The organism is Pseudomonas sp. PWP3-1b2 (assembly GCF_049896045.1).
Lineage (GTDB): Bacteria > Pseudomonadota > Gammaproteobacteria > Pseudomonadales > Pseudomonadaceae > Aquipseudomonas > Aquipseudomonas antarctica_B.
Genome location: NZ_JAFCTN010000046.1, coordinates 17403 through 36270, shown reverse-complemented (window position 1 = coordinate 36270; position 18868 = coordinate 17403). Strand labels below are relative to the sequence as shown.

11 protein-coding genes are annotated in these 18868 nt (G+C 60.7%); 4 read left to right on the top strand and 7 right to left on the bottom strand.

The window, feature by feature from the left end:
* Window positions 1–109: 109 nt before the first annotated feature.
* Both ACP7A2_RS23065 and pssA read right to left on the bottom strand, forming a co-directional pair.
* Window positions 110–3355, bottom strand: coding sequence for a hypothetical protein (locus ACP7A2_RS23065; RefSeq protein WP_426136094.1), 3246 nt, complete (start codon window positions 3353–3355; stop codon window positions 110–112).
* A 352-nt stretch (window positions 3356–3707) separates the two neighbouring features.
* Window positions 3708–5051 (bottom strand): CDP-diacylglycerol--serine O-phosphatidyltransferase, encoded by a 1344-nt coding sequence (gene pssA, locus ACP7A2_RS23060; RefSeq protein WP_426136093.1) that lies wholly within the window; start codon window positions 5049–5051, stop codon window positions 3708–3710.
* Between the two features lie 125 nt (window positions 5052–5176).
* Between pssA and ACP7A2_RS23055 the strand changes: the two genes are divergently transcribed.
* The gene (locus ACP7A2_RS23055) at window positions 5177–5740 is read left to right on the top strand and encodes a TetR/AcrR family transcriptional regulator (RefSeq protein WP_426136092.1); all 564 of its coding nucleotides are present in this window, start codon (window positions 5177–5179) and stop codon (window positions 5738–5740) included.
* A 54-nt stretch (window positions 5741–5794) separates the two neighbouring features.
* Complete coding sequence (locus ACP7A2_RS23050; protein ID WP_348061460.1) at window positions 5795–6274, top strand: nuclear transport factor 2 family protein; 480 nt, start codon at window positions 5795–5797, stop codon at window positions 6272–6274.
* A 291-nt stretch (window positions 6275–6565) separates the two neighbouring features.
* Here ACP7A2_RS23050 and ACP7A2_RS23045 read toward each other — a convergent pair whose 3' ends face one another.
* The 5 genes from ACP7A2_RS23045 to tpx all read right to left on the bottom strand — a co-directional run bounded on the left by ACP7A2_RS23045 (window position 6566) and on the right by tpx (window position 16312).
* A complete protein-coding gene (locus ACP7A2_RS23045) occupies window positions 6566–7978 on the bottom strand; it encodes an efflux transporter outer membrane subunit (protein WP_426136099.1) in 1413 nt (470 codons plus the stop codon).
* A gap of 95 nt (window positions 7979–8073) precedes the next feature.
* Window positions 8074–11181: an efflux RND transporter permease subunit gene (locus ACP7A2_RS23040; protein ID WP_426136091.1), complete on the bottom strand. Its 3108-nt coding sequence runs from the start codon at window positions 11179–11181 to the stop codon at window positions 8074–8076.
* Complete coding sequence (locus ACP7A2_RS23035) at window positions 11178–14279, bottom strand: MdtB/MuxB family multidrug efflux RND transporter permease subunit (protein ID WP_426136090.1); 3102 nt, start codon at window positions 14277–14279, stop codon at window positions 11178–11180. The genes ACP7A2_RS23040 and ACP7A2_RS23035 overlap by 4 nt, the downstream gene beginning before the upstream one ends.
* Window positions 14276–15580: an MdtA/MuxA family multidrug efflux RND transporter periplasmic adaptor subunit gene (locus ACP7A2_RS23030; protein ID WP_426136089.1), complete on the bottom strand. Its 1305-nt coding sequence runs from the start codon at window positions 15578–15580 to the stop codon at window positions 14276–14278. The genes ACP7A2_RS23035 and ACP7A2_RS23030 overlap by 4 nt, the downstream gene beginning before the upstream one ends.
* Window positions 15581–15811: 231 nt before the next feature.
* Window positions 15812–16312, bottom strand: a complete 501-nt coding sequence (gene tpx, locus ACP7A2_RS23025) for a thiol peroxidase (protein WP_426136088.1) — start codon at window positions 16310–16312, stop codon at window positions 15812–15814.
* Between the two features lie 170 nt (window positions 16313–16482).
* Here tpx and ACP7A2_RS23020 point away from each other — a divergent pair, with 170 nt between their 5' ends.
* Together ACP7A2_RS23020 and ACP7A2_RS23015 are read left to right on the top strand one after the other, a co-directional pair.
* The gene (locus tag ACP7A2_RS23020; protein WP_426136087.1) at window positions 16483–17772 is read left to right on the top strand and encodes a glycosyltransferase; all 1290 of its coding nucleotides are present in this window, start codon (window positions 16483–16485) and stop codon (window positions 17770–17772) included.
* 72 nt (window positions 17773–17844) lie between these two features.
* Window positions 17845–18750 carry an AraC family transcriptional regulator gene (locus ACP7A2_RS23015; RefSeq protein WP_348059639.1) on the top strand — a complete coding sequence of 302 codons (906 nt, stop codon included), beginning with the start codon at window positions 17845–17847 and terminating at the stop codon, window positions 18748–18750.
* Window positions 18751–18868 lie beyond the last annotated feature (118 nt).

The following is an 18868-nucleotide window of genomic DNA, read 5'->3' as shown; positions in this document are numbered from 1 at the left end:
TGCGCAACACGGGAAGCTGAACGTTACTGAAAAGCCTGTTCCGCACTATCCGTTCAAAAAAAACTCAGGCCTGAATCAGGCCTGGGTCATGTTGAGCGCCATGATGGCTTCAAACGGTGAAAAACCCTTCCAGCGGCGTACCCACTGGCAGGTCGGTTTTCGGATCAGTCGCATACCAAAGGCCATCCACCTGCATCGCCTTTACGCTGATCCCGTGATAACTCACATCGCAAGTGGCAGCCTGCGGCCCTGCGCCTTGAGCCGTCGCCTGTTGTTGAACCCCGCTGCTAACGCCCAGGTAGGTACGCAGCTTTTCCTCCACCGCGCCCAACGTCCTCAACATTGCTGTCTTTGGCGCCTTGCTCAAGAGTTTGGGCACGGAAAAAATCCCTTTTGCGCCGGCGACCAGCAGATCGGCCGAACCGTCCAGCGGGTTCAAAAACCCACTGACCACGGCAACGCCCTTTTCCAGCACACGAAAAGCCTTGGCACCAAAAGGCGCAACGACTTTGGTGGATTTCACCAACGGCCCAAGCGTCGCGCCCGCGCCGCCCACCCAGGCGCCGACAGTATCGATTATCAGGCCGCGCGTGCCCTCGACCCAATTGCCCTTGGTCAGATCCATAATTGCGCCTACAAAGGGAATCATGCCCAGCAGAATGCTGTCGTTGCGGCGCAATACCTCACGACGTTGCTCAAGTGGCAACTTACCTTCGGCGGCTTTCAACACGGTGTCTCGGTGATGGATAAAGTTGCCCTGCATGATGCGGTCGACAATCGCCTGACTGCGCTCAGAGGCAAAACTATTGGGCACAACGCTGGCCCCATCCCCCGTCACTGCCGTTGGCGCTGCGGGCAGGGTGTCGCCGAGTTTATCGATGATGATGCCCGGCGACGTCGTGCCGGACCTGGGCAGAGCGTCTGTGCTGTAGGCCGTAAAATCAAACGGTTCCACCGCCCCGTTCTGCAACTGAGTGGTGGTTGGCGCCCATGGGCCGTAGGTTTTCGGGTGGTCGTGCAAGGTGCCGCCCAGCTGTAACGTATCGGGTAATCCCTCGCGTTTGATGATCAGCATCTTGTCCGGAAAGACTTCGAAGTAGCGAATCACCCCGTTGTATTCGCAACGTATCACCGTGCCTTTGCGCCCTCGCCGCTCCTCCACCTGCCCCGGCGTCTGATCCACCGTGGGCACGCTGTCGGTTTGCTCGCGCAAGGCAAACAACTCAACACTGCCCAGTTCCAGCGCCTGACGATCAGCCAGCGGCAAGTTGGCAATCATCTGACGGGTCACGGTACTCAGGCCCTGTTTAAGGCTGGCCAGGGAAGCGTCGACTTCCGCGCCAACCCTGGCTTGCACATCCGGCAATGTGTCGATCTTGACGTTCAGGGCCTGGACATTGCGGTCCACGGCGGCTTGATCAGCCGGGCTAAGCCCTCTTGCAGCCGCGTAAGGGGTTTTCGGTTTAGTCAGTTGAGGCGGTTGCTCACCCGGCGCCAACAGCATCCAGCGGTTCTTTTTCAGGTCCCCGGTCATGTAGGTTTCAACCAGGGAGCGGGTTCTGGGCTCCGACAGCTTCAGGCTGCGCCGCTCATTCGGGTTTGCGATGTGCACTCGCAGCCCTTGCAGCTGTTGGACGCTGTAGTCTGGAAACGCCGTGTGCAATTGAGCGATGGCCAAGTCCCGTCGAGTCGGCAGCGGCGTCTTGAATGCCTCAAGGGCCTGAAGCAGTTGCTCGCGCTGGGACTCAAAGGCATTGGCAGCCTTTTGGTAATGCTGGGGGGTGTAAACGCCGTCTACCGGCTTGGTGTAGAGCCCCTGCATCATGCCCCAGTCGAGCAGAGCCGCCATCGCGTAGTTATCCAGCACGGCGGCCTCTTCCGGCGAACGGGGGTCCAACCGCGTGAGGGAAACGATTTCCTGGTAATTCATGGCACGAGAACACCCCGGCCCGCCCTGACGCTCGGCGAATGCGACGCCCAGGCGCAAGTCTGCCCATTCGGTGGTGCCCATGCGCAACGTGGGCGAGACGCCCGGAACCAGAAACTCCGGGGCAGCACTCGCCAGGAACAAATGCGCCACCAGCGGCGCCACCTTGGCATCGGCGCCCAACTTTTTCCCGAGGTGCGCTTCTATGTCCTCGCGCACGGCGGCAAGAGAGCGGCCGTTGTTGGCGGGCTGGTAAATGTCATAACCGGCGATGAACCCAGGCTCACCGGGCGCTTGGGGGTCAATCTGCAGCATGATCGCCGCCATGGCCCACTGCTGAATTTCGCCCGTCGAGAGCCCTTGCTCGCCGGAGGCCCCGAGGAACTGTCGATTCGCTGCAATATGCGCCCACGTCGCCTGTGGACGGCCTCGATAGAGCGCCTGGGTGATAAACGACTCAGCCTGGGCACGCAATTCATCAACGGAGCCCGCGTTGACAACGCCCACCGACAGCAAATCCCGTGACGGATTTCGGTGAGCGGGGTCCGTATCGCTCAACCCGGCCAGATAATCCTTGTCGGGGCCAGACAAACCGCCCGGCGCCCATGGGCTTGAGATCAGTTGCGCATAGTTGCCCAGGGCCGGCGCCGGCGGCAGCGAGGCGTTGAGCCAACGGATGGCGTTGCGCAGCTCTCCCGCCGTTTTCGGCAACGCCAGGCCGTGCGCTTGCAGCACGGCATTGATCGGCGCAGTCGTCGCCGCCTTGCTGGCAAGCGGTGAACTGCTGCCAATCTGCGCCTGAATACCGGCCAGTGTGATTGCCTCATCGTCAGGCTTGTCGCCCAGCAGTGCGCCGAGCTGACTGGCCAGGCTCCTGCGCTCGTCGAGGGTGTCGACCAGGGTTCTGGCGGTGAGTATCCGTTGCTCAAGTTGAGCCTTGGTGTTGGCCGGCAGGGAAAACCAATCCGACGCGGCGAGTTCATTTTGTACTCGCCAAAGGTCACTGTCGCTGGCGGGAGGTTTGATGCCATACGCCTGTAAAACCGTGTTGCGCGACAGCATATCGCTGCCTTCATCGATGTAAGGTAACCCCGCACCTTGCACATCAAGGGCCGCCGCAGCGGCATTGATTCGCGGACTGAGCCGCCACCATCCAGATCCATCCGTGGGAGTGAACGTTACAAGGCGGGTGACGCCGTCGCGCGTGACGTTGCCCGACACTGAGTCGGGTTTGACGACAACCGTGGACATGTCCAAGCCTTGCCTGAGGAACCAGGCGGCGGCTTCAGGGCTGTTGATTGTGCTGCGATAGGCGTCAAAGGCGGGGAAAATGCTGGCGGTGGTCGGCACATGCACGCGCTTGTCTGCGGTCCCGCCGAAAGCCGCACCGCTGAGGGCGTCTTGCAGTTTGCGGTCGCCGAGTGGCATGAGCCTTTTGCTGCGGGCGGTTTGCGGCAGAAAAGCCCAACCGGGCCTTTTTTTCTGTGGGGTTGTACCCTGCGGCGGGCTGCGTTTGGCGCGAATCTCTGGCTCTGTGGCCAGGGTATCCGACGCCTGCGTGTTGATAACATCCCTGAAATTAAACGTCCTGGAAGCACTAATGCCGGAAATTGGCATAACGACTCTCCCACTGAGTTTGGATGAATGAAGCCACTGCTCTAAATCCAGAGCAGCACAGGCGACCTTAAGACCCCGCCTCTGAGGGCGGTGTAAGGAAAATCCCAAGCATCAACATCCCGCGCCCGGCCGGGCGCGGTCTCAGCAAGACGCAGTTGAACGGCTACAGAATGCGGTACAGCAACCGCTCGATGCGCACCCGGCTCACCCGGCGCAGGAACTTGCCGACCGCTGGCGGATAGTCCACCAGTGTTTGTAATTGCTGGTAACCCTCGATGCGCGTGGCGTGCTGGAAAATCTGCGCCAGTTCGAGGCGGCGCGGCGCCAGCCATTGCCCCTGCGGATCATCGATCAACAGGCCGTTTTCCAGGTCCAGGCGGAATGCACGCGGGTTGAGGTTGTTGCCGGTGAGCAAGGTGTAACGCTGGTCGACCCACATGCCTTTAAGGTGATAGGAGTTGTCACCGTCGTGCCAAAGGTGCAGGTTCAACTGGCCGCTTTCGATCATCGGTTGATGGCGTTTGGCAAAGCGGCGCAGGCTGATTTCGTACAGGTACGGCAGCGCGGCAATCACCTTGAACGGCTCGCTGGGCGGGATGTAGAAATCGTTCGCGGTTTTGTCACCGACAATGATGTCGATCTTCACACCGCGCGCCAGGGCGCGGTTGATTTCCCGGGTCACCGGCAATGGCAGGTTGAAGTAAGGCGTGCAAATGGTCAGCTGGTGTTGGGCGCTGGCGATCAATTCGAGAATGACGCGGCTCAAGGCGTTGTTCTTGCCCACGCCGAGTAGCGGACTGACCGACAGATGGCCATTGGGTAACTGCCCCGCCGTGGTGTCGTAGGCGGCGTGCTTCAAACGGCTGCGCAGGTCACCGATATCGTTGCGCAGGCTGCGGGTAGTCGGCGGGTTCGGCAGGTCAAGGCGATGCACCGCCTTGGACGCGACGAGGCCATGCTCGATCAGATGCTGCATCGAATCGGCCAGCGGCTGGCAGTGGATCAGGTGATAGCGGTCAAACCGGTACTTGTCGAACTTGTGCAGGTACACATTGTTCAGGCTGGCGCCGCTGTACAGCACGCTGTCGTCGATCACAAAGCCCTTGAGGTGCAGCACGCCGAACAGCTCGCGGGTTTGCACCGGCACGCCATACACCGGCACTTCACTGCTGTGGGACTGGGTCATGGCCTGATACCAGGCGCTGTTGCCTGGCTGCTTGCCGGCGCCGATCAGCCCGCGCTGGGCCCGCAGCGAGTCGACCACCACCACAATGTCCAACGCTGGCCGGGCAGCCTTGGCCGCGTGCAAGGCATCGTAGATCTCCTGCCCCGCTTCGTCCTGCTGCAAGTACAGCGCAACGATGTAGATGCGCTGCGTGGCCTGGGGGATTTTTTCCAGCAGGCAACGGCGATAGGCATCGGCGCTGGGCAGCACCTCGATGGCATCGGGGGACAGTGGAAAACCGCGCAGTTTGGGCAACAGGGAGCGTTTGAAGAACGACGGCATAAGGCTCGCAATGGGTCGAATCCGAAGAGGCCCCGAGCTTACACCATGGGGGTGCTCAGGTCTCGCCGCGCAGCATGGAAAAAATTTAATTGACCAAGAAGAACGGTCGTTCTACTGTATAAATCATGAACGACATAACCTCTAATGAAACCCGCGACGTTATCCTCGACGTCACCGAAAAATTGATCTATCGCCATGGCATCGCCGCCACCGGCATGGATTTGTTGGTGAAAACCGCCGGTGTCTCGCGCAAGAGTATTTATCGCTACTTCGCCAATAAAGACGAACTGGTGATTGCCGCGTTACAACGCCGCGACGAACGCTGGATGCAGTGGCTGCGTGACGAAGTGGAGCGCAGCGAAGGCAGCGGTGAACGCCTGTTGGCAGTGTTCAGTGCCCTCAAGGCCTGGTTCGGCACGGCGGATTTTCGCGGCTGCGCCTTCATCAACACCAGTGGCGAAACCGGCAACCCGCAAGACCCGGTGCGCCTGCTGGCCAAGGCGCATAAACAGAAACTGTTCGAGTACGCCCTTGAACTGTGTGAAGCCCACGGCACTGGCGACCCGCAACGGCAGGCCGCGCAATTGCTGATACTGATCGATGGCGCCATTACTGTCGCCCTAGTGATGGGTGATTGCACCGCCGCAGATAACGCCCAATGCGTGGCGCGCACGCTATTGGGACTGTGAACCCACACGCCTCGCAACGCTCGATTAAACCGTAGTGTATGAAGGAGATGCCGAATGACCTCTACTGCTGAAACACGTCCACCCCTGCCGCCGTTTACCCGTGAGTCCGCCATCGAAAAAGTGCGCCTGGCCGAAGACGGCTGGAACTCCCGGGACCCGCAACGGGTGTCTCTGGCTTACACCCTGGACACGCAATGGCGTAACCGTGCCGAGTTCGCGCATAACCGCGAAGAGGCCAAGGGGTTTCTGACGCGTAAATGGGCCAAAGAGCTGGATTATCGGTTGATCAAGGAACTGTGGGCATTTAACGGTAACCGGATCGCAGTGCGTTATGCCTATGAATGGCACGACGATTCGGGAAACTGGTTTCGCTCTTACGGCAATGAGAATTGGGAGTTTGACGAAAACGGGTTGATGGCCAATCGTTTTGCCTGCATCAACGACCTGCCGATCAAGGAGAGTGAGCGCAAGTTTCATTGGCCGTTGGGGCGGCGACCGGATGATCACCCGGGGCTGTCTGAGTTGGGGCTCTAAGGACCTGCCCTTTCAAGGTCTTTGAAAAGCGTTAAGGGCGAATACTGTCTCTGTGGCGAGCGGGCTAGCCCCGCGTTGGGTTGCGAAGCGACCCTAAAAGGAGGAATGCGGTGAGTCAGGCACTCTTCGGCTGCTGTTTTTGGGGCTGCTACGCAGCCCAACGCGGGGCTAGCCCGCTCGCCACGGGGATGGTGTTCGCCCTATCAGACAGATTCCCAAAGACCTTGAAAGGGCTGGCTGTAAGAGCGAACCCCATATCAGCCGTAATGCAAATGCCGGATATACCCCCAATCACTCTGTAACGCCAGACGAAGTCTGACCATCCCAACCCCCACCCAACGCTGCGATCAACTGCACACTCGCCACCAACCGCGTCTGCAGCAGCGTCAACACCGTCCGCTCGTTACTCAACGCCGTAGCCTGCACCGTCACCACATCCAGGTACGCAATCAACCCGGCTTTATACTGGTTCTCGGTCAACCGCAACGACTCCCGAGCCGCGTCCAGCGCTTCATTGCTGACTACCGCTTCATCCTCCAGCACTTTCAACTGCACCATATAGTTTTCAACTTCGCGAAAACCATCCAGCACCGTCTGCCGATACTTGGCCACCGTCTCGTCGTAAGTCGCCTCGGAGCGATCCACCTCAGCCGAGCGCTGCCCGCCGTCAAACAAGGTCATCGCCAACTTCGGCCCCACCGACCAAAACCGGTTCGGCAAACTGATCCAATTCGCATAGGTGCTGCTCGAATACCCGCCCGCCAGGCTCAAGCTCAAATCCGGGTAATAGGCCGCCTTGGCCACCCCGATATTCGCATTCGCTGCAATCACCGAACGCTCAGCCGACGCAATATCCGGACGACGCTCCAGCAACTGCGACGGCACACTCAGCGGGATCTGCGGCAGCGCCGGAATATCCTTGCTCACCGCCAAATTGAAATTGGCTGGCGCCTCGCCGATCAACACGGCGATGGCGTTCTCCAGCTGTGCACGCTGCCAGATCAAATCAATCAGGCTCGCCTGGGTTGTCTTGAGCTGAGTCTGCGCCTGGGCAATCGCGTCTTTCCCGGAAACACCCGCCCGATACTGGTTTTCGGTCATTTGCAGCGAACGTTTATAGGTGTCGAGCGTGGCCTGCAGCAGACGCGTCTGTTCGTCCATGACGCGCAGTTGCAAATAGTCCTGCACCAATTCCGATTGCTGACTCAAACGCATCGCCGCCAAATCCGCCGAACTGGCTTCGGCCGTGGCTTCATTGGCTTCCAGGCCCCGGCGCAACTTGCCCCACACATCCGCTTCCCAACTCACGCCCAACTGCGCGTTAAGGGTGTCGCGGATACCACTGCTGGAACTGCTGAGGCTCGCGCTGCTGCTGCCGGTGCCCTGGCTGGCGCGGGTTTTCCCGGCGCTCAAGTCAACCGTGGGGAAAAACGCCCCCCGGGCACTGCGCACCTGGGACTGGGCCTGGCGAAAGCGCGCTTCGGCCTGGGCCACGGTTTGGTTGGCGTTGTTGAGGCGCGTCACCAAGTCATTGAGTTGGCGATCGCCATACAGCTCCCACCAGGCGCCACGGGCCAGGGAGTCGCTCGGATTCGCCTGCGTCCAGCCCTGGGCTTCCTTGAACTGTGCAGGCTCGACAACTTGCGGGCGCTTGTAATCCGGGCCGATAGCGCAGGCGCTGAGCAGTGCGCCGCACAGCACCATGGTTACCGCCCTCACCCCCTGACTGAAACCCGAACTGTGGCGAGGGCGCTTGCTCCCTTGCCACAAGGAGCTTGCATTGGCGTTTGTTGAGTCGGTCATAGCGCAGTGTCCAGGGCAGCATCGGTACGCACGCCGCGCCAGGCGTTGAAGCGGTGGCGCGCGCGGTCGAGATAAAGGTAAACCACCGGGGTGGTGTAAAGGGTCAGGATCTGGCTGAACACCAGGCCGCCGATGATCGTCAGGCCCAGCGGCTTGCGCATTTCCGCACCGTCGCCGGCGCCGAGCAGCAAGGGCAAGGCGCCAAGGATGGCGGCGAGCGTGGTCATCAGAATCGGGCGCAAGCGCAACAGGCATGCGCTGCGGATCGATTCCAGCGGGCTCATGCCGTCATGCCGTTCCAGTTGCAGCGCCAGGTCGATCATCAGGATCGCGTTTTTCTTCACCACGCCGATCAGCAGGAACAGCCCCAACAGGGAAATCAGGCTGAACTCACCGCCCAACAGGTAGATCGACAGCAACGCGCCGACACCCGCCGACGGCAAGGTCGACAGGATGGTCAGCGGGTGAATATAGCTTTCATACAAGATGCCCAGCACCAGGTACACCGCCACCAGCGCGCCGAGGATCATGAACGGTTGGCCCTTCTGGGTCGCGGCGAATGCATCGGCGGTGCCGGCCATCTTGGCGATCACGTCTTCCGGCAAACCGACCTTGGCAATCGCCCGCTCGATGGCGGCCGTGCCCTGCTCCACCGTCACTCCCGGCGCCATGTCAAAGGCGATGTTTTCCGAGGCGAACTGGCCTTCGTGGCTGACGCGGTCGTCCGCCAGGCTGTTCTCATAGTGGGCAATGGTCGACAACGGCACCCGCGCGCCGGTTGAGGTGATCACCTGCATCTGGTTCAGGGTAATCGGGTCCTGGGCGTATTTCGGATTGACCTCCATCACCACTTGATACTGGTTGAGGCTGTCGTAGATGGTGGAAATCTGCCGCTGGCTGTAGGCGTTATTCAATACCGCCGTGACCATGCTCATGTCGATGCCCAGGCGCTTGGCCTGATCGCGATCCACCACCAGCGTCACCTGCGCCGCGCCACGGCCTTCGCGGGCGTCGATGGCGGTCAGCTCCGGCAGTTCGCGCAAGGCGGCGACCACTTTCGGGTACCACAGGCGCAACGCGGTCAAATCGCCACTTTGCAGGATGTAGGAGTACTGCGCGCTGGTCTGGTCACGGCTGCCGCCAAATTGCAGGTCCTGGTCGGCCATCAGGAACAGACGACCGCCCGGCACCAGCGGCACGTCTTTGCGCAGGCGCTCGATCACCGCCTGCGCCGAGATTTTGCGCTCGGCGATAGGCTTGAGGCGCACCAGCATCACCGCGTTGTTGGTGCCGTTGTTGCCGCCGATAAAGCCGGCCACGCTGAGCACTGCCGGGTCTTTGAGCACGGCCTTGCGGAAGGTCTCCATTTTCGGCTGCATCACGTTGAACGACAGCCCGTCGTCGCCGCGCACAAAGCCAATCAACTGGCCGGTGTCTTGCTGCGGCATAAAGGTTTTCGGCACTACCACGTACAACGCAACGTTCACGCCGACGGTCAGGAACAAGCTGAGCAAGGTCAGCCGACGGTGACGCAGCACCCAGTCGAGGCTGGTGGCGTAGCCGGCGACCATGCGGTCGTTGACCTTCTGGCTCCAGCGCTGCAAACCGGTCATCTGGCCCTTGATGTGCGGCTTGAGCCAGCGCGCGCACAGCATCGGGGTCAAGGTCAGCGACACAATCAACGAAACAATGATCGCCGCCGACAAGGTGATGGAAAACTCGCGGAACAGGTTGGTAACAATGCCCCCCATAAACAGAATGGACAGGAACACCGCCACCAGCGACACGTTCATCGACAGCAAGGTAAAACCGACTTCCTCGGCGCCCAGGTACGCGGCCTTCATTGGCGGCACACCGTCATCGATATGCCGGGAAATGTTCTCCAACACCACAATGGCGTCGTCCACCACCAAACCGGTGGCGAGGATCAGTGCCATCAGCGAGAAGTTGTTCAACGAAAAACCGAACAGGTACATCACCGCAAAGGTGCCGACCAGCGACACCGGCACCGCCAGGGTCGGGATCAACGAGGCGCGGAAATTACCCAGGAACAGGTACACCACCAACACCACCAGGGCCACGGCAATCAGCAGGGTCATCTCGGCTTCATGCAAAGTCGCGGTGATTACCGGCGAGCGGTCCATGGCCAGGTTGAGCTTGACGCTGGAGGGCAGCACCGCCTGCAACGCCGGCAATTGCGCCTTGATCTGGCGCACCGTCTCAATGATGTTGGCGCCGGACTGGCGGTTGATCACCAGCAATACGGCGGAGTCATTGTTGAAGAAGCCACTGTTGTAGCGGTCCTCCACACCGTCGCTGATCTTCGCCACATCACCCAGGCGCAGGGCTGCGCCGTTCTGGTAGCGAATCAGCAGCGGCTCGTAATCCTTGGCCTTTTCCAGTTGGTCATTGGCCTGGATCTGCCAATTGCGCTCGGCATCCTCCAGTGAGCCTTTGGGGCGCCGCTGGTTGGCGTTGGCGATGGTGTTGCGCACATCGTCCAGGGCTACGCCGTACTGGTCGAGGGCCTTGGGCTCCAGCTCGATACGCACCGCCGGCAAGGAGCTGCCGCCGATCTGCACTTCGCCCACGCCCGGCACCTGGGACAGGCTTTGCGAGAGGATGGTGGACGCCAGGTCGTACAGCTCGCCCTTCTGCAACACGTCGGAGGTCAGCGACAGCACCATGATCGGCGCCTGGGACGGGTTGATCTTCTTGTAGGTGGGCATGCTGCGCATGCCGCTCGGCAGCAGGTTGCGCGAGGCGTTGATCGCCGCCTGCACTTCCCGCGCCGCGCCGTTGATATCCCGGTCGGAATCGAACGCCAGAATCACGCGCGTGGAACCCTGACTCGACGAACTGCTCATGGTGGTAATGCCGGCAATCGCGCCGAACGAACGTTCCAGCGGCGTGGCCACGGTAGACGCCATCACCTCGGGGCTGGCGCCGGGCAAACTGGCCGACACCACGATCACCGGGAAGTCGATCTGTGGCAACGGCGACACCGGCAACAAGTTGAAGCTGACGCCGCCGAGCAACATGATCGCCAGGCTCAGCAGCATGGTCGCTACCGGCCGGCGAATAAAAGGTCCGGACAGGTTCATGACTCAACCGGCTCCAGGCTTTGCGGCTCTTTGCGCCAGCGACGGCCCAGGCGATCGAAGTACAGGTAGATCACCGGCGTGGTGAACAGGGTCAACACCTGGCTCACCAGCAAACCGCCGACCATCACCAGGCCCAGTGGCTGACGCAATTCCGCGCCGGAACCGCTGGCCAGCATCAGCGGCACCGCACCGAACAGCGCGGCCAGCGTGGTCATCAGGATCGGCCGGAAGCGCAACAGCGCCGCCTGGTAGATCGCCGTCTGCGGGTCCAGGCCCTGATTACGTTCAGCGTCGAGGGCGAAGTCGATCATCATGATCGCGTTCTTTTTCACGATGCCGATCAGCAGGATAATGCCGATGATCGCGATCATGCCCAGGTCATTGCCGCTGAGCAGCAAGGCCAGCAAGGCCCCCACCGCTGCCGACGGCAAGGTCGAGAGAATGGTGATCGGGTGAATGTAGCTCTCGTACAGCACACCCAGCACGATGTACATGGTGACCACCGCCGCCAGAATCAGCAGCAAGGTGCTCGACAACGACGCCTCAAATGCCTGCGCCGCGCCCTGGAACTGGGTTTGCACGCCGACCGGCATGCCGATGTCTTTCTGGGTCTGGTTGATCAGCTCCACGCCCTTGCCCAGCGCGACGCCGGGGGCCAGGTTGAACGACATCATCACCGCCGGGAACTGGCCAATGTGCGCAATCGCCAACTGCGCCTGACGCTGCTCCACACGGGCCAGGCTCGACAGCCGCACCTGGCCGCCGTCGGTGGTTTTCACATAAATCTGGTTCAGCGCAGCCGGGCCAAGGGTTTCACCGGATTGGGCCTGCAACACCACGCGGTACTGGCTGGCTTGGGTGTAAATCGTGGAAATCTGCCGCTGGCCGAAGGCGTCGTACAGCGCATCGGTGATGTTCGACACGCTGACGCCCAGGCGCGAGGCTGCATCGCGGTCGATCACCAGGTACACCTGCAGGCCTTTGTCCTGCAGGTCACTGGCGACGTCGGTCAGTTCCGGCAACTGGCTCAGGGCGTGCACCAGCTTGTCACTCCACAGCGCCAACAGCTCGGCGTCGGGCGACGACATGCTGAACTGATACTGCGTGCGACTGACGCGGTCTTCGATGGTCAGGTCCTGCACCGGCTGCATGAACAGGCGAATGCCTACCAGCTTGTCGATTTCCGGCTGCAAGCGGGTGATGATTTGCGCTGCACTCAAGTCGCGCTGGCCGTGGGGCTTGAGGTTGATCAGCAAACGGCCGCTGTTGAGGGTGGCGTTGTCGCCGTCCACACCAATGTAGGACGACAGGCTTTCCACCGCCGGGTCGGCGAGGATGACCTTGGCCAACTCCTGCTGGCGCTGGCTCATGGCGGCAAAGGAAACCGACTGTGGCGCCTCGGAAATGCCCTGAATAACACCGGTGTCCTGCACCGGGAAGAAGCCCTTGGGCACCACCAGATACAGCACCACGGTCAGGCCGAGGGTGGCGATGGCCACCAGCAACGTCAGCGGCTGATGCTTGAGCACCCACTGCAACTTGCGTCCGTAGGCTTCGATCAGCCAATCAATCCAGGCACCGCTGGCCTTGTAGAAACGGCCTTGCTCTTCCGGTGTCGGCTCGCGCTTGAGCAAACGCGCGCACATCATCGGCGTCAGGGTCAGGGACACCACCAGGGAAATCAGAATCGCCACCGCCAGGGTGATCGCGAATTCGCGGAACAAGCGCCCCACCACGTCCGCCATGAACAACAGCGGGATCAGTACCGCAATCAACGATACGGTGAGGGAAATCAGGGTGAAGCCGATTTGCTTGGCGCCTTTGAGCGCGGCCGCCATCGGCGTTTCGCCCTCCTCGATATAGCGCGAGATGTTTTCCAGCATCACGATCGCATCGTCCACCACAAAGCCGGTGGCGATGGTCAGGGCCATCAGTGTGAGGTTGTTCACGGAGAAACCGGCCAGGTACATCACGCCAAAGGTGCCGATCAGCGACAACGGCACAGCGATGGACGGAATAATCGTGGCGCTGAAACGGCGCAGGAACAGGAACGTCACCATCACCACCAGGGCAATGGCGATAAGCAATTCGTGCTGCACGTCGGTGACCGAGGCGCGGATGGTCTGGGTGCGGTCCGTAAGCACGGTCACGTCAAGGCCCGCCGGCAGGTTGTCGGTGATGCTCGGCAGCAACGCCTTGATACGGTCGACCACCTCAATCACGTTGGCGCCCGGCTGGCGCTGGATGTTCAGCAATACGGCCTGGTTTTCATTGGCCCAGGCGGCGAGGCGCTCGTTTTCGGCGCCGTCGACAATTTGAGCGACGTCTTTAAGACGCAACGGCGCGCCGTTGTTATAGGCCAGGATCAGCTCGGCGTATTGCTCGGGCGAGACCAACTGGTCGTTGGCGTCGAGCATCGACACGCGGGTCGGGCCGTCGAAGTTGCCCTTGGGCTGGTTGACGTTGGACGCGGCGATCAAGGTGCGCACGTCGGACAGGTTCAAGCCATTCGCCGCCAGGGCCTCGGGGTTGACCTTGATGCGCACGGCCTGGCGCTGGCCGCCGGCGATGCTGACCATGCCGACGCCGCTGATCTGCGCAATTTTTTGCGCCATGCGCGTGTCGACCAAGTCGTTCAGCTTGGGCAACAGCATGGTCTTGGAGGTAATCGCCAGGGTCAGCACCGGGGTATCCGCCGGGTTGACCTTGTTGTAGACCGGCGGTGCCGGCAAATCCTTGGGCAGCAGGTTGGTGGCGGCGTTGATCGCGGCCTGCACCTGTTGCTCGGCGACATCCATGTTGATGTCGAGGTTAAAGCGCAGGGTCAGCACCGATGCGCCGCCGGAGCTGGTGGAGGCCATTTGGGTGAGGCCGGGCATTTGCCCGAACTGGCGCTCCAGCGGCGCGGTGACCGCACTGGTCATCACGTCCGGGCTGGCGCCGGGGTACAGGGTCATCACCCGGATAGTCGGATAGTCCACCTGTGGCAAGGCCGAAACCGGCAACAGGCGATAAGAAATGATGCCGGCCAGAACAATGGCCAGCATGCTCAGCGTGGTGGCAACCGGGCGAAGGATAAACAGTCGCGACAGGTTCATGAACCGACCTTTTGCGCCTTGCCGGCGTCAGCGCCGGTCTCCCCTTTCGATGCGGGCTTGCCTTGCAAGTGTTCGGTCGGAGTGGTCTGTACTGCGCTGCTGTCGTTTACCACTTCAATTTCGCTGCCGTCTTTCAGGCGGTCGGTGCCTTCCAGCACCACGCGGTCGCCGGCGACCAGGCCTTCCTTGATCACAGTGTTGTCGCCATCGGTGTCACCTACCACCAGCGGCTGCACCTTGACCTTTTTGTCGCCATCGAGCTTGTAGACGAAGGTGCCGTTGTTGCCGTACTGGATCGCCGCGGACGGCGCCAGCACCACGTTGTGCAGGGTGTCGGCGAGCAAATGCACATTGACGAACTGGTTGGGGAACAGCGCCTGGTCCTTATTATCGAAGCGGCCCTTGAATTTCAGGGTGCCGGTGGTGACGTCGATCTGGTTGTCGAGGCTTTGCAGCACGCCGACCGCCTGTTTTTTCACGTCGCCACGGTCCCACGCTTCCACGGGCAATTTGTTACCGGCGTGGTAACGGCTGAGGACGGTGTCCAGGGTGTTTTCCGGCAGGGTGAAGACCACGCTGATCGGCTGGGTCTGAGTGATCACCGCGAGGAAAGTGGTGTCATTGGCGGCGACCAGATTGCCTACGTCGACCTGACGCAAGCCGACGCGGCCACCGATGGGCGCGCGGATCTTGGTAAATTCAAGGTTGAGCTTGGCGTCATCCACCGCGCCCTGGTTGGTCTTGACGGTGCCCTGGTATTGCAGGACCAGCGCTTCGGCGGTGTCCAGGGTTTGCTTGGCGATACTGTCCTGGGCATACAGGTCGCGGTAACGCTGCACGTCAACCTGGGCGTTTTTCAGTTGGGCCTGGTTCTGCAACAGCGTGCCCTGGGCCTGGAGCAAGGCGTTCTGGTAGCTGCGCGGGTCGATTTCTGCCAACAGGTCGCCGGCCTTGACCATCTGGCCCTCTTCAAAGGCAATCTTCACCAGCTCGCCGCCCACCCGGCTGCGCACATTAATAGTGTTAAGTGCCGTAACCGTGCCCAACGCCTTGTAGTACACCGGGAACTCACCCAGCACCGTCGGCGCCACACGCACCGGGATCGGGCCAGTGGAACCTCCGAAGCCCGGGCGCGTCATCCCCGACTTGCCGGCATGCCCTGCGGGTTTCTTCGCGTCGGCATCCTTGTGGGTGCCAGGCCAGAATTTCCAGCACAGGCCGGCGATAACCAGCAGTACCAGCAGGCCAAACAGCCAGCGACGGGAATTACGGGGGGAGGATTGCATGGAGTGATCAACCATTGGGCGCGAGAGCTTCTTCTTTGGGAGGCTGAAAGATAAGCACTGGGGCGCATTAAGAAAAGCGCCTTTACCGGCTATTTACCTTGGGCTTACAACTTTTAACTTCTGACCTTAGTCCGTTCGCTATTTCGCTAAGCGTTTGAGCAACCAATAAAAACGGCCTGGACTAGGCCAGGCCGCAATCATGCATCACACGTGTTACTGCCAAACGACAGTAATGCGTTGAAACAGTTACTTCAAAACAGCCAGGGCTGCTTCGTAGTTAGGCTCTTGGCCGATTTCGCTGACCAGTTCGCTGTGCAACACGTTGTTGTTCTCGTCCAGTACCACAACGGCACGGGCGGTCAGGGCACGCAGCGGGCCTTCGGTGATCGACACGCCGTAGTCAACGGCGAAACCCGGGTCGCGGAAATCCGACAGGCTTTTCACGTTTTCCAGGCCTTCGGCGCCGCAGAAGCGTGCCTGGGCAAACGGCAGGTCGCTGGAGATGCACAGCACCACCGCGTTGTTCAGCTCGTTGGCCTGGGCGTTGAACTTGCGCACCGAGGTGGCGCAGGTTGGGGTGTCAACGCTTGGGAAGATGTTCAGCACTTTGCGCTTGCCGGCGAAAGTGGCCAGGGTTGCGTCCGACAGATCGCCGGCGGTCAAGGTGAAGTCTGGAGCCTGGGTACCGGTTTGCGGCAGCTCGCCTTCAACCTTAATTGGGTTGCCACGGAGGGTAACTTGAGCCATGAACAGAATCCTTATGCTGGGTTTATTGAAACGAATTCGAGAGGCCGAAGTTAACCACAAACTGCCGTGGCTACCTATCCTCGCGCGCAAATTGTCATGCCAGCGGCCTATTCAGAGCGGCTATGGTTTAATTGCGCGCTTTTCGCCCCCGCTCGAGGAAACCGCCGTTGATGAATCAGCCCGCCACCCAAGTCCTGGTCATCGGTTACGTCTGGCCGGAGCCCCGCTCCTCGGCGGCTGGCGGGCACATGATGCAGATATTGCAAAGTTTTCTGGACCAGGGCTGGCACATCACCTTCAGCAGCCCGGCCACCGTGGGCGAGCACAAGGCGGACTTGGCGGCACTGGATATCGCTGAATGCGCAATTGAGCTCAATAGCAGCAGTTTCGATGACTTTATCCGCGAACTGGCCCCGGATATCGTGTTGTTCGACCGTTTCATGATGGAAGAACAGTTTGGCTGGCGTGTGGAAAAATGCTGCCCCAATGCCCTGCGCGTGCTGGAAACCTCCGACCTGCAAAGCCTGCGCGACGCACGTCACCAGCGTTTCAAGGACCACCTCAAGGCCCATCCCGACAGCGACGACTTCACCGCGCTGTTTAACCCGGCGCTTGAAGAAGAATTCCTGTTGATGGCCGACACTGACTTGGCCAAGCGCGAGATTGCGGCGATTTACCGCTGTGATATCAGCCTGATGATTTCCGACGTCGAAATGCGCCTGCTCACCGAGCAGTTCCACGTGCCGTCCGCCCTGCTCCATTGGTGCCCGTTGATGCTCGCGCCGCCAGGCGAGCCGTTCACACCCTATGAAGACCGCGCGCATTTCCTGAGTATCGGCAATTTCCGTCACGCGCCGAACTGGGACGCGGTGCTGTGGATGAAGAACCGCCTGTGGCCGTTGATCCGCCAGCAATTGCCGGGGGCGCAGCTGCATATCTACGGTTCCTACACGCCACCCAAGGCCACCGCGCTGCACAATGCCGCGCAAGGTTTTCACGTGATGAACTGGGCCGAAGACGCGCTGCAAGTGATGTCGGCCGCGCGTATCTGCCTGGCGCCCCTGCGCTTTGGCGCCGGGATCAAGGGCAAACTGGCGGATGCGATGCTGTGTGGCACGCCGAACATCACCACACCCATCGGCGCCGAGGCCATGGGCGATGAGCAGCCATGGCCGGGCGTGATCGAAAATTCGGCCGCCGCCCTGGCTGCCGCTGCCGTGTCGCTGTATCTGGACCGCGAGCGCTGGACCCAGGCCCAGGAAGACGGCCGCCAGTTGCTCGCCCGTCGCTATGCTTACGCCATTCACGGCCCGGCGCTGGTGGACTGCCTGGAACGTTGCCGCAGCGACCTGGATGCCCATCGCCGCCGCAACTTCACTGGCGGCATGTTGCGCCACCATGCGCATAAAAGTACGCAGTACATGTCGCAGTGGATCGAGGCAAAAAACCGCGTGGTTTAAACACCGCTGCTGGCGAGGTTGCGCGCAAGGGGGCATTATCCCTTGCAGCAACCACAATAAAGCGACGGCAGCATGACCCGAGCAACGCGAATCACCGACCCTTCCTACGAGCTGATGGACGACCATAACGGCCTGTCCATCATCTATCGTCAGCACGGCTTCCCCTGCCCTTTGGTGCGCTGGCATTTCCACAAGGAATACGAGCTGCACCTGATCGTTGCCAGCTCCGGCAAGGTGTTTATCGGCGACTACATCGGCAACTTTTACCCGGAAAGCCTGTTCCTCACCGGCCCCAACCTGCCCCACAACTGGATCAGCCAGGTGGAGGAAGACGAGGTGGTGCCCAAGCGCGACATGTTGGTGAACTTCACCGATGAGTTGTTCGAGGGCGGCAGCCAGATTTTTACTGAACTCAAGACACTGGCGCCGTTGCTGGAGCGGGCGCAGTACGGGATCGAGTTTCGCTGCAAACGCACGATTGCCCAGGCGATGACCTTGATGCAACGCATAGAGGACGCCCAGGGCATGGCGCGGCTGGGGCACTTCTTTATCTTGCTGGAAGTGCTCAGTGCGTGTGAGGACTACCAATTGCTGTCGGGCGTGACCACACCGCAGCTGGCGGATGAACACAGCATTGATCGGACTAACCGGGCGGTGGATTACATCTTTGCGCATTACGCGCGGGAGTTGTCGCTGGAGGAAGTGGCGGAGTATTTGGGGATGAAACCTACCTACTTTTCGCGGGTGTTCAAGCAGGCGACCGGGCGAACGTTTATCGAGTTTGTTAATCGGCTGCGGATCAGCAAGTCGTGCGAGTTGCTGGCCGACGGCGATAAGGCGGTGACAGATGTGTGTTTCGAGTCAGGCTTTAACAACATCTCCAACTTCAACCGACGCTTTCAGCAGCTCAAGGGCATGACCCCCTCACATTATCGCCGCCTGGCGGTACAGCGTTTGACCGAGCAGAATTTGGCCTAGGTGTACGCCTGCCATGCCCACTCATGCACAGCGGCCTGGCGCGGCTAACACGCTGCAACAGGTTGAAGTGAACGCCTGCCCCCCTCACGACCAATAGTCCTACGGTTAAAAGATAAGT